Source organism: Micromonospora sp. IBHARD003, assembly GCF_056106285.1.
In genome coordinates, this window is sequence record NZ_JBWBBX010000001.1 from 801,962 (window position 1) to 826,703 (window position 24,742).

Genomic DNA, 24,742 nt, shown 5'->3' on the forward strand with positions numbered 1-24,742 from the left:
CGAGGCGAGAAGGGGACGCATCCCGCTACCTGGAATTGATCCGGAAAGGAAGACACATGGCCACCGACAAGCCGAATCGGAGTCCCAAGAAGGGGACGAGGAAGGACCAGCCGAGCACGTCGGTGAGTCAGGGGATGCCCCGGCAGGGTCGCGGGACCAAGAGCCTCGGCCCTGAGGAGGGCGCCGAGAAGCCCCCCGAGGGCAAGGCCAGCGTGCCCAAGCAGCTCTCGGGGCCGGGAGCTGGCTCTTCTGGCCCTTCTGGCGCGGCGAACACTGCGCCGAAGATGCCGGAGGCCGCGTCGAAGATGCCGGACGAGGCAAACACCGCAGAGACCGCGGGCAAGGCGGCCGGTGCCGCGAATGCCGGGTCGAAGATCAAGCAGGGCATGAACGGCGTCGCCGGGACCATGGCCGGAGGCGCGGCCCAGAAGGCGATCGAGGGAGACGGCAGCAGCGCGACCCGCCGTAACGCCGGGCGTTACGCGGGCGCTGCCGTCTCCGGTGCCGTAGCCGGAGCACGGGCTGGCGGGCTTCCGGGAGCCGCCGTTGGCGCAGCGAAGAATGTCGGCGTTGAGGGAGCCCAGGACGCGGTCAAGGGCGTGTCCACGGTCACCGGTGGCAGCCCGGACGCCAAGCTGGCCGACCAGCGTGAGCTGGGTGCCGGCGGCACGGGCTACGAGCGCGGTGCGTCGAAGGACGACGAGGGCCTGGGCTCGAAGGCGGCCAAGGGCGTCGCCGTCGGCGGTGGCGCCACTGCTGCTCCGCCGGCCATGGGCGTGGTCATGGCCATGGCCTTTCTGAACTGGCTGAAGTCCATGTTCTTTGCGGCCATGGCGATGGCCGTCAACGCCGGGAAGCTGCTGTGGACGCTCATCGTCAACATCGCCAAGGCGGTTGGTCACGCGATCGCTGCGCCGTTCATAGCGATCGGCAGCTTTATAGCCAAGGGGGCCGGCGCGGTCCTGGGCGTCACTATCACAGCGACGATGACCCCGGTAGCGGCAGCCATGTCGGGTGCGGTCGCGATGACCGCCACCGTGGCCCTGCTAGGCACGGTCTTAACCAGCGTCCTCAACTCGACGGCGCTGACCGAAGGCAGCATCAACGCGAACGGGACGGCGTGCGTCATCAACGCGGGTAGTAGCGGCAACGGTTCCGGGGCCACCGTCCCGGTGGGCGTGGAGAAGAACGCCAAGGAGATCTACTCGGTGCTCAGCAGCTGGGGGATGCCGAAGGAGAACATCGCGGGCATCCTCGGCAACTGGTCGCAGGAGTCCGGGATCGACCCGACGAGCGTGCAGAACTTCCCCACGGGGACGTATGCCATGACCGCCGGGAAGGCCAGCGCCGCACAGAACACGGACAACGGCATCGGTCTCGGGCAGTGGACGTTCGGCCGCAACACGTTGCTGCACCAGTACGCGAAGAGCAAGGGTGTCGACTGGTTCACGATCAAGGCCCAGTTGGCCTTCATGGTCGATGGGGACAATCCGGGCGATGTCACGGTCTTCAAGGACATGCTCAAGAAGTCGCAAGGCTCGCCGCGTACGGCGGCGCTGCACTTCCACGAGAACTGGGAGCGTTCGGCTGACGGCGCGGCGGGACTCACCGCACGAGGTGACAACGCCGAGATGTGGTTCGGCAAGATGAGTGGCTGGTCGGTCGACAGCTCGATCGTGGGCGGCGTCAAGAACATCGTCGGCGGGATCATCGAGAACATCGTCAACGGCATCAACACGATCCTGGGCAACTGCAGCACCAAGGGCGGTACTTCTGTCTCATTGAAGGACGGCGGGATGACCCAGGAAGAGGCTCAGGCCCTCGTCGACCTCTTCAACAAGGAGGGTGACAAGTTCCTCGACGACCGCTACGGCGGCCAGGGTGGTCCTGGCTCATGCGGGAGCAACCATGCGGAGAACTGCGTGTCGTTCTCGACCTACTTCGTGAACAAGTACACGACGTTCCAGACCTACCCGGCCGGTGACGGCAAGGAGACGGCGTACACGATCGCGAGGGAGACTGGAAAGCCGATGTCCCCGTCTCCTGCGGCATATTCGGTGGGCTCCAGCCCTGGCTCCACCCCCGCCGGCCACACGCTCGTAGTGCTCGGCGTCCAAGGCGACAAAGTCATCGTCGGCGAGGCCGGCTACTGCGCTTACATGGGCCGCGTCCGTGTCGACAGCGCGGCGCGGATGGCGGCCGAGGGTTGGAAGTTCGTGGACATGTCGGATTCGATGCTCCCCTCCGACAAGATCAAGACGGCCTGATGCGCTGCATCTGATCGGGAGTGAGAAGCCGGTGCCGGGTGATCTGGGCACCGGCTTCTTCATGTCCGGTGCCGGCCCTACGTGCCGTCTTCGCATTTCAGAGCCCTTATCGAATGGATTCAGAGTCAGCCATAAATACTTTTCGAGATAGACTTGAGTCGTTTATGAGAGCAACGTGGAGTGAGGAGTGTGTTCCGTGACGACAACCCATCACGAGTCCGGGAGCACGAGCCCCGAGCGGGAGACCGGGTCGATACCCCAGGAGACGCCCGCGGTACCGAAGACGCGCAAGAAGGTCACCGGAGCTGAGCTCGAAGAGCGCTTCGTGAGCTGGACGATGCGCCAGCGCGAACGGGTCCAGATACGAAGCCCGGAGGACAACGCGCGCCTGATCCGACGAAGCGTGACCGCGGCGATGGGGGTCGGGATCCTCACCCTGGTCATCGCCACGGGCGTGGCCGGCGAGAGCTTCAAGGCGAACACGGCGGACAACGAGGCCCAGATCGTCCAGCTCAAGGAACAGTTCGATGCTGCCCACTCCACTCCCGTGAAGGCGGACACCGGCGCGCGGTTGTCCAAGCTCACCGGGGCGGCAGCCGCCGACGCAAAGAAGGTCGCGACCGGCGAGCAAGCCTTCGCCACGTTGTACCACCAGGCCAGCGTCCAGCCCAGCCCGAACAACGGGGCCCCGAACCCCTCCACGCTGGAGATCATCAAGCACCGCCGGGACATGGCAACGCTGTTCAGTAAGGACTCCTTCCTGGTCAGTGACAAGGAGGCGTACAGCACCTCGTCGCTGACACCGTTCGATGCGACCACCGAGATCGATCCGCGCCACGCCTGGTACATCCGCTACGACGGCCAGAACGCAGCTGCCCCGAGCACGTACACATGGAAAGTCGAGACGGTGATGCCCGATCTGAGCGTGAAGGACAGCTCGGGCACGACGAACCAGGCAAAGGTCGTCTGGCTGTGCCGGGACACGAAAAGCGGTGAGGTGCTCGCCTGGGCGAGCGCGCGCTACGTGCGCAACGCCACGACGGGGGCTTTCGACCACTTGGCGCTCGTGGTGACCGCCACCGGTGCTCAGTACGAGAACCCCGCGATCAAGATGCCGTCCGGGTCCGGCGTCCCCGAACTCGGCGGCACGGGCACACAGAAGAAGGGCGGGAAGCGATGACGGAGCAGACGGCGGCACCCACACAGCGGGGATTCTTCCGGCGCAACCTCTCGGTCCTGGTGACGGCAGCGGTCCTCACGGTCGTCGCGACGGTTGGCGGCGCGACCTGGAGCAGCCAGCACTCGGCCCTGGCTGAGCAGCGAGCCCAGATCAACGACGTCGAGGATCATCTGGCAGGCATCCAGAAGAAGAACGCCGAGCAGGTGAACGCGGACGTTATGGCGGCCCTGGGCGTCAGCCAGAACCGACTGAACACCGACGGTGAGCGCATCAAGTCGCTGCTCTCGATGGCCTTCACGTGGGACTCGGGACAGAGCTACGAGGCGGCGCGCCAGAGCCTGAAGAGCCGGTTCGGCCTCACCGAGAACGAGATGTTCCTGAAGTCGTTCATGCCTCCATCGAGGGTCAACGAGGACTCCCAGGGGCGGCGTTACTACTACATCGACACGGTCGGCCTGAACTCGGCCCTCGGCGCGGATCCGGACATCGAGGTCGTCGACGTCAAGGCGGGCCTCTACACCTACGCCGTCCTGGCCGACGCCGAGGTCACCTCCGACGCGGTGTCCCAGAACAAGGCGAGCAAAGCCAGTGTCGCGGCCCGCCGGCGCGCGCTGCTCTTCGTCACTACCGACGCCCAGGGCAAGGTCTCGCATCTCTCCGGAGTCCCGGCGAGTGGCGAGACTCGCCATTCCGGATGACTCGCAGCTCCTCTTGACTCGCCTTATTGATAGAGTTGCCCTGGTATTCAAGTGAAACGGCGAGTTGAGGACTAATGGCATCGATACAGACCGATGAGTCGGGTGGCGCAGTGCGCAAGACGCGCTTTGTCGCGACGTCCACGTCCTCGCAGGAGAACGTGGACACTCCTGAGCAGACGGAGCCTGCGGACGGCCTGCGCAAGCGCACCCTCGTGGCCGGCATGAGCATGGGTGTGGGCGGACTGCTGTGCTTCGTACTCTCTGCGGGGTTCTCCAGCGGTCAGAGCGCGGTGAGCGATACGACTGCGCCGGAGATCTCGACCACAAGTCCCGGGTGCTCACCGAGTTCGTGCCGGAGTGGATGACGGCGACCGGAGCCACGAAGGGCGCTGGGACGACGTACACGCTCGCTGATCTGGACATTGATGTGAGTCGGGTGCAGGGCCTGAACTACTCCTACACGGGGGCGGCCCGGCTCGATCCGGTCCGCGTTGGACCGGATCAGAACAGCGCTGCCAAGAGCGAGCTCATGGTCTTCACCTACGCCACCTCACAGGACGGCACGGTGACGCCGCTAGTCGCCTATCGGGCCTCCAGCAAGACCCGCGACGCCCTCGCTGCCGCCAGCGGGGAACAGCCCTCCCCCAAGCCGACCGGGTGAGCGAAGCGCCCACCGCTTCAGCCCGCACCCAGAAGACCCCGACGAGACGTAAGGACACGTACATGTCGACCCAGACCCTGGAGAAGGCCGAGACGACCGCCCCGACGAGCACGGCCGCGACGGCGAAGAAGACCACGGTGATGCCCGTGAAGGAACAGAAGGACTCGAAGCTGCGCACCGGATGGCGGCGTCTGGCCCCGAAGCAGGAGACCGGCAGGTTCTCCGTCGTTATAGGGGCGGGGTTCTTCCGGGCCATCGTCCTTCTCACCGACTACCTGCTGGCGTTCATCACGGCCGTGGTCGTCATCCCGCTGTTGGGCGCATGGCTACACCAGCAGTCGGGCGCATCCCGGGGTGCGCTCAGTGCGGACGGAACCATCGCCATGTGGCTGATGCCGCTCCTCTTCCTGGTCGCACTGCTCGCCGCGGGCGAGATCGTCGTGATGCGCGGCATGTGGCGCTGGGCAACGCGGATGATCGCGAAGATCCGGGACGCCCGGGGCGAGGCGACCGGGGCCGACGTCACACCGAAGTCCACGACCAGGACCACCAACCAGAGCAAGACCAACCGCAAGAGGAGCAAGTGATGCGCACCGCAGGACTGACGATGAACGACGTATGGGCCCACCGTGTCCTGCGTGAACGAGGAGTTGAGACTTACCGGCTGGAGGGGGTGACCGCCGAGCTCGGAGTCATGGTCGAATCGCTCGACCTCAAGCACCGGGGCAAGGAGGAGAACTACCGCCCGTATCTGCACATGACGGGCGAGCTGCGCTCGGTCACCCCGGCCAAGGCCCTGCCGTTCGGCATCTCCCAGGTGACCTACTCCCCCGGCCAAGGCGAGAAGGTAGACACCTTCTACGAGTTCGACGACCAGCAGCTGGTCGTGCTCGCCAGCAAGGGCTACTTCACGAACGGCTTCGCCGTGCCCGAGCAGGTCACCGGGATCGTGTGGGAGCTACCGGCCACGGCGGACATGCTTGTCCTCGCTCCGTCGGGGGCGCAGACCGAAGGCGATGCGCCCGTGGTCTTCACCCAGATCCACGACATCGGGGGCCTGGAGATCGATCTCGAGTCCAGCGGCTACGACCTCGCCAGCTACTTCGCCGACCACTCCAAGGACGGCGTCCCGCGAGCCGAGGCCGTAGTCGATGCACGTGGGCTGAAGGCGCGCTCGGACGCGATCAATTCCCTGTTCACCGAGGACGAGCTGGGCCTGGACACCGAGGTCAAGCAGGTCGTCGTAGCGCCCGTGCCTAAGGCAGCGCCGGTCGCTGACGGCATGAGCGCTCGCCTGCAGCAGATCGAAGCGGAGATCTCCGCCGAACGGGAGGAGTACCAGACCGAGCGCGCGAGCACCGAGGGCACCACGGAGAACCTCTACCGGGAGCGCGTGGCGGCAGCGTTGCAGACGGCTGAGGAGCAGGAGGAGCCGTTCGCGCCCCCGGTCCCGGCCCGTGAGGTGCAGCGCGACTTGAACATGGATCTCGACCTGGAGCTGGAGGAGCAGGAGCAGGAGACCCAGCGACGTGAGGTCAAGCCCGCTCCGAGTCTGGACGAGCGTAAGCGCCAGGTGTCCCAGCGTGCGGCCGATCTGGATTTCGGCGAGGACGGCGAGCAGGGCTTGGGGTCCTGAGGACGGATCAGGCTTGACGAGCGCGGCCCCGGTTGCTGGCAAACAGCAGCCGGGGCCGTAGTGCATCGGTACCGAGACAGGAAGGAGAGCGACGATGGGTCTGAAGCAGTACATCATCGTGATCAACGAATTCAGCGTGCCGCTGCCCGGCGGCAAGGGATCGCGCGGTGCGACGCCGGGCGACTACGTCACCCGGTACATGGCCCGCGAACAGGCGACCGAGTCGCTGGCTCCCATCCAGCGCCTGCGCACCGACGACTTCATCATGCGCTACATGGCGCGGGAGTCGGCCGTCGAGCGCGCCGGCATCTCGCGGGGCGCGGCGAAGCATGAGATGCGCCAGGCCCAGGGCGACGGCGGCGTGGCCTTCGGCTACGGCTCGGTATCGCTCTCCGACGAGCAGCTGCGCGCGGCCGGCAACGACATCCAGCAGCACTTCGAGAACGGCAAGACCGTGCTCAAGACGGTGCTCTCCTTCGACGAGGAGTACCTGCGGAAGCACAAGATCGTCGGCGAGGACTTCCACTGCGAAGCCCGCGGCGACTACCGCGGTCATATCGACCAGATGAAGCTGCGCATGGCGATCATGCACGGTCTGGAGCGGATGAGCTCGGGCACCAGCGGCTTCGACGACCTGCGCTACGTGGGCGTGATCCAGGTCGACACCGAGCACGTGCACTGCCACCTGGCCATGGTCGACAGCGGCCGGGGCCAGGTGACGAAGAACGGTACGCAGCGCGGCAAGCTCCTGGACCGGCACAAGTCCAGGCTCCGCCGCGGTGTTGACGCCTGGCTCGGTGAGAAGCAGGCGGTGGCTCATCTCTCCAGTGCCGTCGGCTACGAGCGGCGCAACGTCATCACCTTCATCAAGCGGTGGGCACACGAGCGGATCCGCGCCGAGTCCCTGCCGCAGTTCCTGCTCGCCTGCCTGCCGGCAGACCGAACGTTGTGGCGCGCCGGCTCGAATGACGCCCGCATGCGCAAGGCGAACCAACTGGTGACCCAGCTCGTGGAGGAGCAACTCATCCGCGCCGGGTCCCCGATGCCGGAGGCCATGGAACGCATCGTCGACTACGCCAACGAGCGCCGCGCGAAGGAGTCTCTGAGCACGGAGGAATGGCAGAAGCTGGTCGAGCAGGGACGTACGCAGATCATGGAGCGCGCCGTCAACGGCATCTACCAGATGCTGCGGGCCATGCCGGAGTCGGAGCTGTGGGTGCGTACGCCGATGCTCGAAGTCATGGGGATGGACTACCAGCAGATGGCGGTGCTCGCCGCGGACGGGCAGGGCGAAGACGAGAATGCTGAGGCCGACTTGGTCTCCTTCGGTTTCCGGCTGCGCAGCTACGCCTCACGCCTGCAGCATCACCGGGAGAAGGCCGGGGTCTACCGCGACCTCGCGCACCAGTGGGAACAGGCCGAGAAGGCCGACGTCGCCGCCGAGGACTCGCGCCCGCTCTACGACTTCTACCGCTTCGAGGAGAACTACCACCGGCGGCTGATGAGCAAGTACCGGCACTTCCTGCCCTTCCTCGGGGACGCCGGCCAGTGGTACGAGCAGCAGCAGGACGTGGCGACCTACGGCCAGCGGCTGCTCTCGCTCATGACGCTGCGCGCGGATGCTTCCCTGCAGCGGATGAAGGACCCCGAGGAGGCCGAGAACCTGGGCCGGACGATCTACGATCAGCCCGGCGGTCGGCTTCTGACCGAGGGCAAGCGCGGCCGGGCGGTGCTGGACGCGCGCATCCGGACGATGAAGCAGTCCTATGACCAGAAGCTGGACGGCCTGCGGGCCGATCTCGCTTCCTCCGGCCTGGTGCTGCGCGTGGGGTCGAGCGCCGAGGATCCGGCGAGTACGGAGACCGACGCGGTCAGCACGGACTTTGAGATCGTCGCCGGTAGGGCGTATGACTTCGATGAGGTCAAGGCCCTGGATCTGCACCACCTGGGATACGACTTCGTCACCGACGTCGAGATCGGGCCGCAGGCACGCCAGACCTTCGTCGAGGCGACCAGGGATCGCCGGCGGCTGCTGCTGGCGGCGATGGACTACCTGGACCAGTCCGGCCAGGCCGAGGCAATTCCAGATCTGCCGGTGGACGATGTCGCGGCGATGACACGGGTCTTCCGGGAGCTGACGCTTCAGCATACGGACGAGGAATCCGGCGCACTCGTGTTGCGTTCCCGGATGGCGGAGCTGCGCGCTGAGCGCGAGCAAGCCGAGCGGCTGCGGCGGTCCAAGGCTTCGTCGCTGGACGCCGGCCTCGTCGTGCGGGTCCAGGCCCAGGTCGATCAGGCTGTGACCACAGCGGATGCCGGGATGGTATTCGACTCGCAGTCAGCTTCCAACTCGACCGATTTGGAGCGCGAGTAGAAAGACTAGTAGCGCGCCTTGTCCAATGCTCTATAACAGTATTAGTGTGAAGGGTGTTCGGCAAGGACTCGATGCCCTGCCCGGACTATGTGACTGATCGCCGCCGACTTGTCAGATGGCAGTCGGAACAAGCGGAAGGAAGAGATCATGACGCACCTCAAGGGCAAGGGCGCGATGACCGGAGTCAACCTCATCGCGAAGGTCTACAAGAACGGCGTCACCAAGGACGGCAAGTCCCAGTACGCCGACGTCCAACTCGACGCTCGAGATCCGCGCGGTCCGGAGCAGACGAACCTGCATCTGAAGTCCGATCGGGTTCAGGGTGAGGACGGCAAGGTCCGCTACAACAACGGCGCTCCGTACTCCACCGGTCAGATGGAGGAGATCGTCAAGGCCGCGGGTCCGAACACCGAGCCGATCCTGAACAAGGACGGCAACGAGGTCGGCACCATCTACGGCTTCAAGGGCAACGTGATGCCCGCGACGCGCGGCACCGGCCTGGTGGTCAACACCAAGTCCGTCGAGGCCTCCGAGTTCAAGGTCGACAGCAAGACGCTGGACAACCAGTTCGCGTCCATGCGCGCCGCCCGCGAGGCACGGGCGGCAGCCAAGGAGTCGCAGGCCCCGGCTCCTGAGGCCAAGCAGGAGCAGGCAGCCGAGGTCGAGGTCGACGAGCCGGCGGTCGGCTGAGACCGAGGCCGAGTCAACCCTTATTCAAAAGGCGCGGGTGAGCGACCCGCGACCAGCGCATGGAACAAAAGGCTCCGGAGTGGACTCCGGGGCCTTTTGCATTCCCCATTCAATACCCTATCGAATGCAACTCATGATATGGTTTCGACTGATTTTCCAGTTGAATCTTCAGTCCAGTCGAGAGGTCTTGCGCGGGATGTTTCACGAAGCACAGCTCGATGAGCGCTACCCACTCCTGTCCAAGCTCTCGGAGCCGCTGAAGAAGGCTGAGCGCGACATCGTCGGCCGTGAGCGCGAGACGATGCAGCTGCTGGCCTCGATGAGCCGTCCCGAGCTGTGCAATGCGCTGCTGCTGGCCGAAGCCGGAACGGGTAAGACCTCATTGGTCCAGGCCACGATGCTCGTGGATCCGGATCGCCTCTATCTCGAAGTGGACCCGGCGCGCATGATCTCCGAGGCGGGCAACGCCGAGATCATGGCCGCGATACTCAAGGGCTTCTTCGACGAGGCCGAGGACTTCGTCAAGGACGAGAAGCACGAACTGGTGCTTTTCATCGACGAGTTCCACCAGATCGTCCAGCTCTCCGACGCCGCCGTCGAGGCGATCAAGCCGGTCCTCGCGGCCTCGGGAACGCGAGGCATCAGGATCATCGCGGCGACGACCTACGAGGAGTTCCACAAGCACATCTCGCCGAACCAGCCGCTCGTCGAGCGCCTGCAGCGCATTAACCTCAACCCGCCGGACCAGGCGACGACCATCAAGATCCTGCAGGGCATGGCCGAACGGTACGGGGTGGCCGACGAGTTCTACGACGACCACGTCTTCCGGCAGATCTACGAGTACACCCAGCGCTACATGCCGGCCAGCGCCCAACCGCGTAAGTCGATCCTCGTGCTCGACTCCATGGTCGGCTGGCATCGCACGACGCACCGGCCGATGGACCGGGACCTGCTCTCGGACGTGCTCATGGAGTCCCTGAACGTGAACGTCGCATTCCGGGTCGACGGCGCGAAGATCAAACAGCAGCTGGACGCCAAGGTGTTCAGCCAGGACTGGGCGACCAGCGCGGTGGCACGTCGTCTGCAGTTGTCGGTGGCGGACCTCAACGACAAGGGAAAGCCGATGGCGAGCCTGCTGTTCACGGGCTCCACTGGTGTGGGGAAATTCTGCATCGACTCGACGCAGGTCCCTGTCTACTCGAGCGACGGCGAGACCACCTGGAAGCTGCACGGCGACCTGGTCCCGGGCGACAGGGTGTTCGGTCGCCAAGGCCGCCCGGTCGAGGTGCTCGGACACTTCCCGCAGGGCATGCAGGACGTCTACCGGGTCACGCTCTGGGACGGCCGGACTCTCGACGTTGGAGGACCGCACTTGTGGACGGTCTACACAGCCAAGCAGCGGTCGAAGAAGCACGCGGGCAAGGACGTCGCGCCGATGGTGCTGAGCACGCAGGAAATGGTCGAGCGTGGCGTCGTACGGACCTACCCCGGCGACTCTCGGGAGCATCTGAAGTTCTTCATCCCGGCGAACGGGCCGGTGCACTGGCCGGAGCAGGACTTCGACGTCGACCCGTACGTATTGGGCGTCCTCATCGGCAACGGGTGCCTCACTGAGACGCAGCTGACACTCTCGTCTGACGGGGACGACGCCGACCACACCGTGTGGACGGTGGGCGAATGGCTGGGATCGGCACCGAAGTCGTACGGGCACAGCTACAGCTGGGTCTTCCCTGTCGGCCTTGGCCCGGTGGATGACCGCCGCGATTCGCTGTACCAGACGAAGGACGTGCTTGCCTCGGTTCCCGATCTGATCGGTGCGCGCTCGGCGGAGCGCCGTATCCCGGAGAGGTACAAACACGGATCGGTACAGCAGCGGTGGGCGCTGGTGCGGGGCCTTTTCGACACCGACGGATCGATCGGCGGCTCGAACGACCGCTTCAACGTCTCGTACTCGACGTTCTCCAAGGGGCTCGCGGAGGACCTCAGGGAGGTGCTGTTCTCGCTCGGTGTCTCGAACACGATCAAATCGTGGACACGCACGAAGGAGGGCGGGCGCGAACTGGCTGAGTACGGCGTGCACGTGAAGGTCGGCAACGAGGATAAGGCCCGGTTCTTCTCCCTCCCCCGCAAGCACGAGATCGCACGGCGGGCGGTCATCGAGACCTCGGGTCGTAAGCGCGTGAAGAAGTTCGACATGGTCGGCATCGCGTCGATCGAGAAGCTGCCGGAGCAGCGGAGCTCGTCGTGCATCTACGTCAACGACGAGGAGCACCTCTACCAGGCTGGTCAGTTCGTGGTCACGCACAATACGGAGCTCACGAAGGAGCTGGCGCGACTGCTGTTCGGCGATGACCAGCGGCACCTCATCCGGTTCGACATGACGGAGTACGCCGAGGACTCGTCGTTCGCAGCGTTCCGTTCTGAGCTCACCAAGCGCGTGTGGGACCTCTCCCACGCTGTGCTGCTTTTCGACGAGGTCGAGAAGGCCTCGGCGATGGTCACGCGCGTACTGCTGCAGGTGCTCGACGACGGCCGGCTCAACGACGACAACAACCGCGAGGTGAGCTTCCTCAACACGTACATCGTGCTGACGACGAACGCGGGCTCGGAGATCTACAAGGAGATCTCGCAGTACGCGGCGGACGACACGGGGTCGGGCAAGCAGCTGATGGATTACGAGAAGCTCATCCGTCGCTCTATCTCCTCGACGACGGGCGACAACCGGTTTCCGCCCGAGCTGCTGGCCCGTATCGACGCGATCGTGCCTTTCCAGCCGCTGTCGCTGCCGACGCAGCAAAAGATCGTGCGGAAGAAGCTGCGCCAGATGGTGCAGGAGGTGTTCGTCAAGCACAACGTGCGGGTCGACGTCGATGCGAGGGTCCTGCAGTACCTCATCGAGGACAAGGGCGACACCGACTCTGATGCCGGCGGTGCGCGTGCGGCCGTGGCGAAGTTGACCGACGAGGTCACCACCGCGGTGGCGGCCTTCCTCAACGAGCACCCCTCGGAACGACGGATCCGCATCGACGTCGTCGGCGACCTGGTCAGTGACGACAAGAACCTGTTGAGTTCCGACGCCTACGTCGAGGTCAGCGCGGCGCGATGAACCGGTCCGAGGACAGGGGAAGCCAGTCGACTCATGAGTCGATAGCCCACTAGTACCCTATAGTTGCCTACCATGATAGAAGGGCAATAAGATACTCATAAACCAGGCGAACTGTGTTTTATTAGCGAAGGGATCGCGCACCAATGGGCATTCTGGGTACAGCAACGGGAAGCCACAGGAAGGAGCGGAAGAAGAAGCCCGACGAGCTTCTGGCCTCCGTGGTGAGAGAGACGGCGATCCCGGCGGCGGTCGAGCTGCTGCGGTCGAACACGCAGTTCGTCTTTCCCAGCGGTACGGCCTGGGTGATGCTCGTGCTCGCAGCCGACTCGATCGGAGGATTGAGCAAGCGGCACGGCCGGGACGAGGCAAAGGGCTCGATCATCGAACTCATCAGCTCCGACCAGATCCGCACGGTGGCCACGGCGGAGATGCTCGAAGAGGAGGTCTTCGGCATCATCCCCACCGACGAGACTCTCGCACGCATGGAGGAGTACTCGCTGCTCACCGGTGCCACCTACACCTGGGCCGTCGTGTGGCAGAAGCCCAGCGGCGACCTGCTCGTCGATCTGGTGAACGATGCGACCTTCGCGCAGGCGCGCTTTGTCGCTGCAGGTAGCACGAGCCTCGAAGAAGCCGTAGGCAAGCAGGCATGGGAAGAGCACAGCGGCCTGGTCGCCGAGGCTGGGACCACTGGCCCCGTCCCCGCGGTTCTCGGGGAGGACGAGGGCGATGCGATCTTCGACGGGATCCCCGGTGACGAGGGGGCTGACGAGGGCCTGGACGATGAGCCGCTCTTCAGCGACGTCGTCGACGAGGATGAAGGGGCGGACGCACCCATGTTCGACGAGGACGCCGCAGGTAACGACGACGCGGGCACCGTCCCGGTCGAGTCGGAGCCGGACTACGACGGCGACGAGGTGGCCGGCTACGAGGGCTTCGACGAGACCGACGCTGGCTACGGCGTCGAGAGCGACTACCAGGAGCCCGGCGACACTGTGCTGCTGGCCGATCAGGCCCAGGTGCGCGACGTCATCGCCCGCCGGTTCCTCTCCGAGGAGCTTGACCTGGACGTCCGGCTCGATGAGTTCAACGCGACCTTCGCCATCGGCGCGCCGGTCGTGCAGATCGCTGTGCCCGAGGGCGCGACGGAGTGGCTCGGGGACCAGGTCGCCCAGCTCAACCGGCAGGCCAACGCAGACCTGATGCAGCTTCGTTCCGCGCACGAGGACGAGCTGCGTGCGCTCTATGTCAACCTCATGTCGGCGCATACCGAGCAGGTCATCCGCGATGTGGCCACCGACCGCGCGGGCTCCCGGTACAAGCTGCTGAAGGGCGCCGCCGAGGCCGAGCACCAGCAGCGGCAGACGGAGAAGGATGAGAAGATCCGGGCCCGCCGGGCGGAGATCGCCAAGGACTACGAGTCGCAGGCCTCCAAGGTGGCCCAGCAGGCGGCGCTCTCGGCGGAACTGCAGTACAAGGAGCGCAATCGCTCAAAGATGGAACGCGAGCAGACCGACTCCGCCGCCGAGATCGAGCGAGACATCGAGGATACCCACGCGCACAACCAGCAGGAGATCCTGCGGGTCCGGCGTTCGGACGCGACACTGAAGATGCAGACCGGGCAGACGCGGATCTTCGAGGTGCTGGCCGAGCGGCAGTCAGAGTACCTGGCGGCGGAGGAAGAGCGCCTGAACCAGTGGAAGTCCGAGATCCAGCGGATCGTCGACGACAACCGCAAGGCCGACATCGCCCAGTCCGAGGCGCTGGCCGAGCACCTGCGGACCACGGACGAGATCGGCGTCCTGCGCCGGGAGCAGCAGGACCTCCTGGAGTCGGTGCGCTCTGAGCACGCCGACCGGATCCGCCGGATGGAGGACGAGCTCGAACGCAACCGCAAGGACGCCATCACGCAGATGACGGCTCGGGACGCCGAGTGGCAGCACAACCTCGACCTGGAGAAGGAGAAGACCAACTCGCAGGTGGCGCGGGTCACCGACCTGCTCCAGCAGCTGTCGACGATCGAGGATTCAGTGACCAGGCGGTACGAGGTGCGCCTGGCGGAGATGCAGGCCGACAAGGAGTCCTACGCCAACGAGCTGGCGCGGGCCTCCGGGATGCAGAGCCGTTCGAACAAGATCCTCGTCGTCATGATCGTCACACTCTCGCTCCTGATGGGCGTGGCCGGCTTCATCGTCGGGGTGGTCTTGACCCGTTGAGCGGACCGGTCATGACCGACGGGGTGATCTGACGGCGCATGGGGCGCGTTCCCCATGCGCCGTCGTCGTCTGCGCAGGCGGGCGCACTGGACAGCAGGACAGCAGAACGAGCGAGGCTCGAGAGTAAGGGATCACGATGGCCACGAACAGGCGGAAGGCGGCACGGCCGAAGGCAAGCAGCTGGGACAAGATCTCGGCACGGACGCCGGGCGAGACGCTGACGAACCGAGACGTCTACGACAACCAGCAGCTGGACCGGAGCAAGTTCCTGACCCTGAGGTCCACCAGACCGGGCATCGTCGCCGCGGTGATTACCGGCATGCTGGTGACGATCGTCGCCTGGGTCTTCTACTCGCTCATCGCCGCAGCGGTGCTCTCGTTGGGTGTGTCCGTGGGTTCGGGTGTGTCCGGCAGCGGCAGCAGCACCGGTAAGCCGAGCGCGTACTACGTCCAGGACACCACGACGGGTGCGGGCGGCTCGGTCGTGAAGTGTTACCGGCCCCTGACCAAGGACGGCAACTCGGACGTGAAGGCGAAGTGTTACTCCAGCGCTGAGGCTGTTCCGGTTCCCAGTTGGTACGCCGCGGCGAAGAACGGCAAGCCCAGCGCCGCGAGGCCGGCTGACCCCAAGAAGAGCGCGACGACGGTCGGAGAGCAGCTGGCCGACGTCTCGGGGTTCAAGCTTTTCATCACGCTCGGCTCGGGTCTGATGGTCGCCCTCATCATCGGTACGTGGTTCTCGCGGAAGGTCGCCGCGGCGAACCTGATGAACACCACGAGCGATATCAACCAGTACCAGAACGACCAGCACATCGCTCTGCCGGAAGAGATCCAGCAGAACTACGACTGGTTCCCCGACGCCGGTGCTCACTCGAGCGTGCAGGTCAGCTCGATGCTCAGCCACATGATGCTCAAGAAGAAGGGCCTGGGCACCGTCGAGGTCGGCCAGCGCGCCAAGAAGGACGTCATCGAGGAGGAGGGGAACCTCGTCTATTACGCCGGCGAGGTCATGGACGACGACGAGGGCAATCCGCTGACGCAGACCCTGCCGATCATCGACGAGGACTTCGGTGACAGGCTGTTCGAGGCATCCGGGCTACCCGATGACAAGACGCTGCGTCAGAAGTACGACACGACGCGGATCCCGTACAACCCTGACGGCAAGAACCGGGACAAGCTCGGCTTCGGGTCGGACACGTACAAGACCGTCGCTGACCTGATCAAGGAGGACTGGGAGTTCCCGGCGTACGAGGTCCAGCGCCCGGCCGGGGCGTACGTGGTCGATACCGCGCCGGTGAACACCATGGTGCTGGCCATCACCCGAGCCGGCAAGGGCCAGACGTACATCGAGCCGATCATCGACATGTGGTCGCGGGAGAAGAAGCCCTCGAACATGGTCATCAACGACCCCAAGGGCGAGTTGTTGGTGAAGAACTACGTGCCCCTGGTCACACGCGGGTTCGAGCCGGTGCAGTTCAACCTGATCAACTCCATGAAGACCGACATCTACAGCCCCCTGGGGCTGGCGGCCGACGCGGCGCGTGAGGGCAACTTCACCAAGTGCGCGCTGTACGTGGAGAACATCGCCGGGATCTTCTTTCCGCTCGCTGGCGGCGAGGACCCGGTCTGGCCCAATGCCGCCAACAACGCCTTCAAGCGCGCAGCTTACGGGTTGATCGACTTCTACCTGGAGGAGGAACGGGAGCTGCGCAGCGCCGCAGCCTTGCTGAATATGGACCCGGCTCTGCTGGAGCAGAAGCTTGATGATCTCTGGGGCAAGGTCACGCTCTACAACTGCTACCAGCTCTTCGTGCAAATGAGCTCGAAGAAGATCAAGAACCCTGAGGCCGAGCTGGAGAAGCGGGTCAAGACCGGCGAGTTCGAGAACAACGAAGACGCCTTGGCCGAGGAGCAGGAGAAGGCGGCGGCCCAAGCCTTCATGTGGGAGGGCAAGGCCGATCAGGACATGCTCAGCCTGTACTTCAACGCGAGCGAGGAGCTGCCCCGCAACAACATGCGCACGCTGGTGGGCAACGCCCACAACGCGCTGCGCTCGATGGCCGGGGCGGAGAAGATGCTGGCCTCGGTGTACGGCATCGCGATCACCGCCATGTCGTTCTTCACTGACCCCACGATCTCAACGCTGACCTCGGGCAAGCCCTCGCAGAACACCGACCTGGCCGGCCTGAGCTTCCCGCGTCGCCTCGGAGTGCGCTTCGATCCGAACTACGTCAAGCGCGACCACCTCGTCGGTCAGCAGGCCGTGTGGTCGGCCTACGCGGACCCGATGTTCACCGGGAACCTGGGTGAGGACTTCGAGCACGAGGAGATCGTCGGCCGCGAGGGTTGGGCCCGGTACAACTTCAAGGGCAAGTTCCCTGGCGACGACGCCTGGCTCAAGCTGGAGCTGGTCAACCCGCAGACGAAGATGCTGGTGCGCACCTTCTACTTCAGCTTCACGAAGAACTACCAGGTCTCGCTCAACGGCCGGCACTACGTGGTCGAGCCGGTGACGGGCAAGAAGATCGTGAAGAACGGCGTGATGCGTGAGCTCAAGCCGGTGCGTGAGGGTGGCACCCGGGACGGGAAGGTCCTGTCCTTCCAGCCCGGGGACACGCTCTACCCGGACACGCGACTCGACTTCTCCGGCGGTGGCAACCCGGAGAAGGTCCCGTACCAGGCACGGGCGATCACGCAGACGCTGTCGCGCTACTCGGAGTCCCCGAAGGCGCTTTTCTTGGTGACTCCACCTCACCTGATGAAGTACGCGAAGCTGATCCTGATCCTGGTCAAGCAGCTGTTCGACGTGAGCGCCGATCAGGCGTACATGACGAAGTCGAACCAGAAGCCGCTCTACCGCACGCGGTTCATGCTCGACGAGCTCGGCAACCTGCAGTCGGAGGGCAAAGGCATCGACGGCTTCGAGACGATGCTCTCCATCGGCCTAGGCCAGGAGCAGCAGTTCACGCTCATCCTGCAGACCCTGCAGCAGCTGCGCGACGTCTACGGCGAGAGCGTCGACAAGATCGTGCAGGGCAACACCTCGAACATCGTCTTCTTGAAGTCCACGGACGATTCGATGATCGAGACGCTGGAGAAGATGGGCGGCAAGACGCACCGGTCGTACCGGGACAGCAAGCAGATCAGCCAGGATCTCGACAAGGTCATCGGCGGCAAGACCGAGGGCCGGGTCTCCTACACGATGAACACCAAGGAAGAGCCGCTGATCCGCTACAACGACATGGCATTCCTCTCGCCACGCAACTCGATCGTCTTCCGGGCCGGCGACGCGCCGATCTGGAACCGCAACCAGACGATCCTGCCGATGTCGTTCCGGCTGCTGGGGAACACGATCAAGCACCCGGGGCACACCTACTCGCTGCAGACGATCCCGACCCTGTCCAGTGCCATGGACTTCGACGTGCGGATGAACCAGCCGGACTTCGTGAAGATGCTGGGGAAGCGCATGCGGCAGGCGGTCAAGGCCGCGGACGCGAAGGCGCAGTACAAGGAGATCTACGGCTACCAGGAGGTCGACATTGAGCGCCTGGACCCGGATGTCTACGCCGACGAGGTCATGGAGGTCATCACGACGATGACCACGGTCGACGAGGGTCAGGACCCCAACGTCCCGGTGGTCGTCGACCCCGACGATTACGAGGGGATGAGCATGTTCGACGAGGACCAGTTCATCGAGAACGTCGAGGTCGGGGTTGCGGTCGCCAAGAGTCAGGCGGTCAGCGCCGAGCGGCAGCGCCTGCTCTACGCCGAGGGGGCGATCAGCAAGGAAATGCTGATCAACCCCGACGGCTCGGCGAAGGTCAAGAACCTGGACATCGAGATCGGTGAGGCCTACAAGTCGACACAGACCGAGTTGGAGCAGGACCGCGAGCACTTCTCGGTCGGCGGCGACGGCGAGCTGCGCAGCGCTGATGGGTCCCAGACGTACATCAGCCAGATCCGCTCGGACGCGTACGCCAATGCGGCCCGCCGGATCAACGGCCACGTGAACGACGAGGACTCGCGGGTGTTCGCGGAGGAGGACGTCACCGAGGAGGACCTGAAGTCGCTGGCGACGGTGAAGGTCCACTCGGCCTTCTACCAGTACCTGGCCTCACTGCCGAGCTGGGAGGTGCTGGCCGACGGCCGGTTCGACCGGGCCATGGCCATCGAGATGAACTCGAAGTAGCCGGCGGCCACCTTGGGGGCCAGCCGAGGATCACGACCAGTGCCGAGGGCGTCTCTCGACTAAGAGAGACCACCTCGACACCTACCTTTCCAAATGACCTATCACATCCTTTCGATAAGCAAGGTAGTCTCTATGCATACTTATGTAATCCCGAGCTTCCACAGGAGGCTGATTAGCCATGAAGAAGGCGCACGGACTGCGCAGGTACTTCTACGAGTACGTCTACTACAAGGCAGTCGAGCAGGCCCGGGAGCAGACCGGACAGGTCATTCCGATCTCTCAGGCCAAGGCGATCCGCGCCCGGGTCGACGAGATCCTCGGCCAGCGGGGCACCGCGCTGGCCGACCCGCGGCTGGGCGTCACGGACTGCCTCACCGCCGTCGACCAGGCGTTCGCGGAGAAGGTGTCCAACTACGAGCCACAGTTCGGTGACCATTCCCCGCAGAACGAGCGCTACCAGCAGTCGCAGCGGGAGTTCACCCGTGCCACCGGCGTCGGTGCCTCGGCCGACCCGAAGTCGGCCCGGCTGCCGATCAGCCCCTACGCCCCCGACTGGTCCGAACGCGCGACCGTGAAGCGGGCCGGGACCGCGCTGGTGTACCTGCCGGACGAGACGATCGCACGTGTGGCCGGCGGCGAGGTGGAAACCCTGGCCGATCCCCGGCGCGGGAACATGGTGCTCTGGCGCATCGACGACGAAGGCAAGCCGTTCGAGGCGGGCCGCGCGATGACGAACGACGACGCCGCTGGACTCACCGCGCTGATGGACAAGATGAGCCAGCAGGAGTACGACCAAGTCCGCGAGTGGGTCATCGACGGCGGCCGGGATCCCCAGACGAACCGTGTCGACCGCAACCGCTTCATGTCCCAACGCGCCGTGGCACGCTCGGCAGCACTGCTCGAAGAGCTGAAGGCCCAGGGCGTGTCCTACAAGGTGATGCGCGACCGCGAGCCCGGCCAGATCAAGGCGAAGATCGCCCAGACCGGCATGGAGATCCGCCTCACCGACACGCGCCAGGAGGAGTACGCCGGAGCCCGGATCTACGACAACGGCACCGTGCTGCGCTACTCTACGAACTACCGGGTCCCGGGCGGCATGGCGGTCTACTCCCCCTCGCCGGCGGAAGCCGTTCAGCTGCTGCGCTTCGCCCAGGGCCACCGCGTCAAGCGCACGGATCTGCCGGGGCACGCCGCCGGCGAAACCGGCACGACGCACCAGGAGCGCGACCGTGGCCGCACGGTCGTTGATGTACCCGACAGCTACCACGTCGACCGGGAGTCGATGTTCGTGGTCGGCGACTACGTGGCCCCGGGTGAGTCCGGTCCCCGGACCGGGTCGAAGGTGATGCTGCGCCGGGACGCGAAGAACCGCTCCCTGCCGACCTTCTTCGTCGACTCCGAGCCCGCCGAGGCCTACGCGAAGGCCGCCGTCAAGAGCGCGCGGGAGAATCTGCAGGCAGCTCTTGGCGTCGAAGACCTGATCACTCGCGCTGAGGCCGAGCTGGAGCGAACCGGCGGACAGCTGGATGCAATCGAGCCGCCACACTACTCGGCTGACACTGAGGTTGCTGCGATCCAGCGCTCCTACTGGGACGTGCTCACCGGCGCGCACAGCGATCTGCTGCGCCCCGGCGCGACCGAAGAGATGTACCACGAACGGCTGGAGAAGATCGGCGAGCTGCAGGCCGAGGAGGTGCCCGAGATGGGCAACCTCGTCTACGGTGGCACCGCCGTCGAGAAGGTCCGGCAGCACGCCGAGGACGTCCCCTTCGAACTCATCGGAACGTGGAAGGCGGAGCCCCACGACGTCAACGGCGAGTGGGTCGATCAGCGCTTCGACCCGGACCGGGTGGCGCGGTATATGACCAGCCCCACCGGGCAGTGGTCGAACCTCGACAACCTCGCCTCGGCGCTTCGTCGTTGCGGGATCTCCCCCGACGAGATGATGGGCTCGACCTTCCAGACGACCCGGTTCAAGGACCGACTCGTCCGCTTCAACGCCGAGCGCTCCATGCCGATCGCCGATCACGAATCTGCGTTCATGCGGCGCATCGGGGCCACCGTGCTCGAGAGCATCGAGCACAACGCGGCGACGGTCTCCGAGATCCTGGTCGACGAGCAGGGCGTCATCCGCTGGAGCGGCGAGAAGCTGCGCCGTGACGGCAAGGGGACTCCGATCTCGGGTGAGATCGGCCAGGTCTTCGATGTCGGCGAGTACGGCGAGATCACCACCGCCTTCGCCAGCGGGGAGAACGCCCTGGTCGTACCGGGCTACGAGGCCACAATCACGGCCCAGACTCCGGGCGAGGCTCCGACCTCGGTCGAGGAACGCACACGCCTGCGCGGCTACGAGCAGCTCATGCACGAGCGCATCCAGTACCAGATCGCCAGCGACCTCATCGCCGGGCGCAGCGAGACCGGCGAGCCCTCCTCGCTCAACGCGGTCTACTCACAGCTGTACGGCACGAAGCACCCGACCGATTTCATCGAGCGCGCCACCACGTACCAGCTCGACGAGTCCACCGGCGAGATCAAGGAGCACCTGGACGAGTGGACGGCCGCGATCCTGCAGACCGAGGCGCGCCGTGTGCGCTACTCCAACGAGATCAAGGCCGGCTCGACGATCTACGCCGAGTACCGGGCCCAGCGCGACCGAACTGACCCGGCTGACGACAACCGCTTCGACGCCTGGCGGCTCACCGGCGGGCGGAACATGACAGTGCTCACCGGCAAGGACCGGAACAACGTCACTGCGCCCAGCGGCTACTTCGACCCGGTGATGACCGGAGGCGCGACCAACCAGGGCATCGTGCGGTACCTGACCACTCAGGCCCAAGTCGACGCCGACGGCAGGATCGTGCCGGGCGACGAGAGCGTGGCCGGACAGCGTGCACCGCTCATGGCTCTCCCCGAGCTCGAGACGCTGCGGTACGACCCGTTCGACCGCCAGCAGATGACGGCCTCGACGATCATGCAGTCTTCTGAGGTCACCGCGCCGGCGAAGACGGCGCTGATGACCTTCGGCGGCTGGACAGCTGACGACCCGATCGTGGTGTCAAAGGAATTCGCCGAGCGCCACCGCATCCGCGGGGCCGGCGGCCAGAAGCGCGATCTCGTCGTGGGCGACAAGATCTCGGATCTGCACGGCAACAAGGGCGTGATCTCGCTGATCGTCGACCGTGACATGCGGCCGCGGGACGCGCAGGAGAAGGATGTCGTCGAAGAGGTCAACTGGTTCCGGGCCAACCCGGGCCTTGACGTGGTGATGAGCCCGTTCAGCCTGATCTCCCGGCGCAACGCGGGCTCGGCGCGCGAGCTGATGAACGGGAACGTCTCCGACCTGCGCTCCCCCGACGGAGAACTGCGGCCGAGTGCCCTGGGAGAGATGCGCTTCGTGGTCACCCACATGGCCGTCGACGAGAAGACGAAGATCTACGACGACGAGCAAGTGCGTGCCGGCAAGGGCCGTAAGGCCTCCTCTCAGCTGGCCTGGGCGCTGCAGTCTCAGGACTGCCCGTCGATCATGCGCGAGTTCTACGGCCACAACAGCGGGGCCGAATCAAACCTGCGCGAATACCTACTGGTGACCGGCATGGACATGGAGGCTGACGGCACACTGCGGGTGATCGGCCAGGCCGAGGACCTCGACGAGCGCCCAGAGCGCCGCTTCATCCCGATGCCCGAGCTACTGCGCACTCAGCCGCGCAAGGAGGGCCAGCTCCCGGGACTCAACACCACGGGGATGCGCAAATCCTTCGGCGATCTCATCGGCGACCGCGGCGGCGACATGGAAATCCCATTCCCACTCACGTACCCGACCGGTGAACAGACCGAGACGATGAGCGCGAGCTCGTGGAAGCTGCCAGTGATGTCCTCGCATCTGCGCAGTGGCCAGGAGTTCGAGGACGGGTCCTCCGTCACGCACGACTACACCCGCAGCTACCAGGACGTCTTCGTCGAGGCCTGCCGCTACCGCTACATGGCCGAGCAGCTCGACAGCCAGGGCCTGCCCGCACAGAAGCGCGCCGAGGTGCGCCGCGGCATGAGCGAGTCGGTCTCGCGCGCTCAGCGCGCCTTCGAGGCGATCACGACCGAGGTGCAGAGCCGGGTGCTGACGGGCAAGAACAACATCTTCAAAACCGGGCTGATGGCCTCGCGGCTCACCGACTCGGCGACGATGGTGTGGACCTCAGACCCACGGCTGGACGTCGACCAGGTTGCGCTCAGCTCGGTCAAGGCCGAGCAGCTGGGGCTGGCCGAGGGCGACCACGCGCTGGTGTGGCGTGACCCGGTGCTCCGTGACGCCGGCGTGCGTTACATGCGGGTCGCGATCGACGACCGGCTCACCGGTGCCGCGATCAACCCGGTGATGGACGCCTGCTTCGACGGCGACTTCGACGGCGACGCCGTCGCCGTGGTGAAGCTGCACAGCGAGGCTGCCAAGGAGGAAGCTCTGGCAAAGCTCTCTGTCCCGGCCAACCTGCTGGACACCGGCGTGGTCAAGAACGACGGCTCGCACCCGCTGGCCATGCAGGTGTCGCTGGACACCCAGGTCGCGCTCTCCAAGGACGCCGGACTGGCCGAGGAGCTGGAGAGCTCTCGGAGAGAGGCAAACCGGCTTCGACTGCAGGCGCTCACGGGCGCAGAGGCGCCGGAGGAGATCAAGCTCGACCAGCAGAGCGTGACGCAGGAGTTGAGCTGGCTGTACCGCCAGGCGCAGCGTGGCGAGTTCGGCGCGGCACTGACGTTCTCGGATCGCGAGACGCACCTGCAAAGCGTGCGCGAGGTCTGTGTCGAGACCGGGGCCAAGGGCAGCGAGAAGAAGCTCGCCGACTACGCCCGGAACCTGGGCGATGCGCAGGGCACGCCCGGCATCACGCAGGCCGACCAGGAAGCCTCGATGTTCGCCACGGCGATCAAGGCCCACGGCACCGGCCTGGGCGGCTCGTTCAGCCAGCGCGCCGTGCGCGCGCTGCGCGGCGAAGACCTCAAGGCCGTCCTTGAGGTCACCTACCCGGTGACTCAGTCGATCCTGCAGGCCAAGCACGACGCCGCCGAGGCCCGGCACAAGTACGCGATGCTTCAGGGCCCCGGCCGCGAGCTCTGGAGGGGCCGCAGCATCGAACACGTCGGCCCCGGTCAGTGGCGCACGGCGTTCCTCGACGGTGAGCCGGTCCAAGCCACGGCCGAGGAGTGGGAGAAGCAGTTCATCGAGTTTTACGAGTCCAAGGAGGGCTTCGGCGTCACGGTCAACCCGGACTACGTGGCCCGCGTGGTCAATGCGCTGGAGGACCCGAAGACCGGGCTCATCCGCAACCTCGAAGAGGACCCATCGCTGGCCGGCACCGTGATGGACCGCATGGCCTACGGCGGTGGCTTCGAGGCCCTCGTGCAGGCGGCCAAGAACCGCGAGAGCGTCTACGACGGCGAGAAGAACGAGCAGTTCGCGTCCTCGGGGACCCGGAAGGCCCGGGCCGAGATGTCCCGGCAGCTCGATCAGCTGAGCTCCGCTGAAGCAATCAGCCTGGACAGCGCTGTGATCGCCGTCGATGACTCGGTGGTCAAGCGCGACGTGATCACTCAGGACGCGGGGGCCTCCCGCACCCGCGGCTCGCACCGCCGCTCTGCGCATGCCGTGGGCGTGGGCGCGTCGCGCCCGCTCTACACGCCGAGCATCGAGATCGATCAGCCGCAGAGCGACGACGACTACGGGATGGGGTGCTGA

At 65.5% G+C, this 24,742-nt stretch carries 12 protein-coding genes; all 12 read left to right on the forward strand.

The genetic code is table 11. The features are described from left to right. The first annotated feature begins 56 nt into the window (after window positions 1-56). The 12 genes from ACTWOL_RS03305 (at window position 57) to ACTWOL_RS03360 (ending at window position 24,742) form a co-directional block, all read left to right on the forward strand. Complete coding sequence (locus tag ACTWOL_RS03305) at window positions 57-2,267, forward strand: phage tail tip lysozyme (RefSeq protein ID WP_474294116.1); 2,211 nt, start codon at window positions 57-59, stop codon at window positions 2,265-2,267. A gap of 196 nt (window positions 2,268-2,463) precedes the next feature. Further along, window positions 2,464-3,447, forward strand: a complete 984-nt coding sequence (locus ACTWOL_RS03310; protein ID WP_474294118.1) for a hypothetical protein — start codon at window positions 2,464-2,466, stop codon at window positions 3,445-3,447. Next, window positions 3,444-4,145: a hypothetical protein gene (locus ACTWOL_RS03315; RefSeq protein WP_474294120.1), complete on the forward strand. Its 702-nt coding sequence runs from the start codon at window positions 3,444-3,446 to the stop codon at window positions 4,143-4,145. The genes ACTWOL_RS03310 and ACTWOL_RS03315 overlap by 4 nt, the downstream gene beginning before the upstream one ends. Window positions 4,146-4,392: 247 nt before the next feature. Then, window positions 4,393-4,806 carry a hypothetical protein gene (locus ACTWOL_RS03320; RefSeq protein ID WP_474294122.1) on the forward strand — a complete coding sequence of 138 codons (414 nt, stop codon included), beginning with the start codon at window positions 4,393-4,395 and terminating at the stop codon, window positions 4,804-4,806. Between the two features lie 62 nt (window positions 4,807-4,868). Further along, complete coding sequence (locus ACTWOL_RS03325) at window positions 4,869-5,393, forward strand: hypothetical protein (RefSeq protein ID WP_474294124.1); 525 nt, start codon at window positions 4,869-4,871, stop codon at window positions 5,391-5,393. Next, a complete protein-coding gene (locus tag ACTWOL_RS03330; RefSeq protein ID WP_474294126.1) occupies window positions 5,393-6,442 on the forward strand; it encodes a hypothetical protein in 1,050 nt (349 codons plus the stop codon). The genes ACTWOL_RS03325 and ACTWOL_RS03330 overlap by 1 nt, the downstream gene beginning before the upstream one ends. Before the next feature lie 94 nt (window positions 6,443-6,536). Beyond that, window positions 6,537-8,816 carry a relaxase MobL gene (gene mobL / locus ACTWOL_RS03335; RefSeq protein ID WP_474294128.1) on the forward strand — a complete coding sequence of 760 codons (2,280 nt, stop codon included), beginning with the start codon at window positions 6,537-6,539 and terminating at the stop codon, window positions 8,814-8,816. A 147-nt stretch (window positions 8,817-8,963) separates the two neighbouring features. Further along, a complete protein-coding gene (locus tag ACTWOL_RS03340) occupies window positions 8,964-9,506 on the forward strand; it encodes a hypothetical protein (protein ID WP_474294130.1) in 543 nt (180 codons plus the stop codon). Window positions 9,507-9,543: 37 nt separating this feature from the next. Beyond that, complete coding sequence (locus ACTWOL_RS03345; protein ID WP_474294132.1) at window positions 9,544-12,612, forward strand: AAA family ATPase; 3,069 nt, start codon at window positions 9,544-9,546, stop codon at window positions 12,610-12,612. A 143-nt stretch (window positions 12,613-12,755) separates the two neighbouring features. Continuing rightward, window positions 12,756-14,828 carry a hypothetical protein gene (locus tag ACTWOL_RS03350; protein WP_474294134.1) on the forward strand — a complete coding sequence of 691 codons (2,073 nt, stop codon included), beginning with the start codon at window positions 12,756-12,758 and terminating at the stop codon, window positions 14,826-14,828. A 136-nt stretch (window positions 14,829-14,964) separates the two neighbouring features. Beyond that, window positions 14,965-19,017 carry a type IV secretory system conjugative DNA transfer family protein gene (locus ACTWOL_RS03355; protein WP_474294136.1) on the forward strand — a complete coding sequence of 1,351 codons (4,053 nt, stop codon included), beginning with the start codon at window positions 14,965-14,967 and terminating at the stop codon, window positions 19,015-19,017. A gap of 178 nt (window positions 19,018-19,195) precedes the next feature. Next, a complete protein-coding gene (locus tag ACTWOL_RS03360) occupies window positions 19,196-24,742 on the forward strand; it encodes a hypothetical protein (protein WP_474294138.1) in 5,547 nt (1,848 codons plus the stop codon).

Coding starts and splice junctions, on each gene's coding strand:
- ACTWOL_RS03355 (WP_474294136.1), top strand. CDS start 14,965: ATGGCCACGAACAGGCGGAAGGCGGCACGGCCGAAGGCAAGCAGCTGG.
- ACTWOL_RS03325 (WP_474294124.1), top strand. CDS start 4,869: ATGTCGACCCAGACCCTGGAGAAGGCCGAGACGACCGCCCCGACGAGC.
- ACTWOL_RS03360 (WP_474294138.1), top strand. CDS start 19,196: ATGAAGAAGGCGCACGGACTGCGCAGGTACTTCTACGAGTACGTCTAC.
- ACTWOL_RS03350 (WP_474294134.1), top strand. CDS start 12,756: ATGGGCATTCTGGGTACAGCAACGGGAAGCCACAGGAAGGAGCGGAAG.
- ACTWOL_RS03305 (WP_474294116.1), top strand. CDS start 57: ATGGCCACCGACAAGCCGAATCGGAGTCCCAAGAAGGGGACGAGGAAG.
- mobL (WP_474294128.1), top strand. CDS start 6,537: ATGGGTCTGAAGCAGTACATCATCGTGATCAACGAATTCAGCGTGCCG.
- ACTWOL_RS03330 (WP_474294126.1), top strand. CDS start 5,393: ATGCGCACCGCAGGACTGACGATGAACGACGTATGGGCCCACCGTGTC.
- ACTWOL_RS03315 (WP_474294120.1), top strand. CDS start 3,444: ATGACGGAGCAGACGGCGGCACCCACACAGCGGGGATTCTTCCGGCGC.
- ACTWOL_RS03340 (WP_474294130.1), top strand. CDS start 8,964: ATGACGCACCTCAAGGGCAAGGGCGCGATGACCGGAGTCAACCTCATC.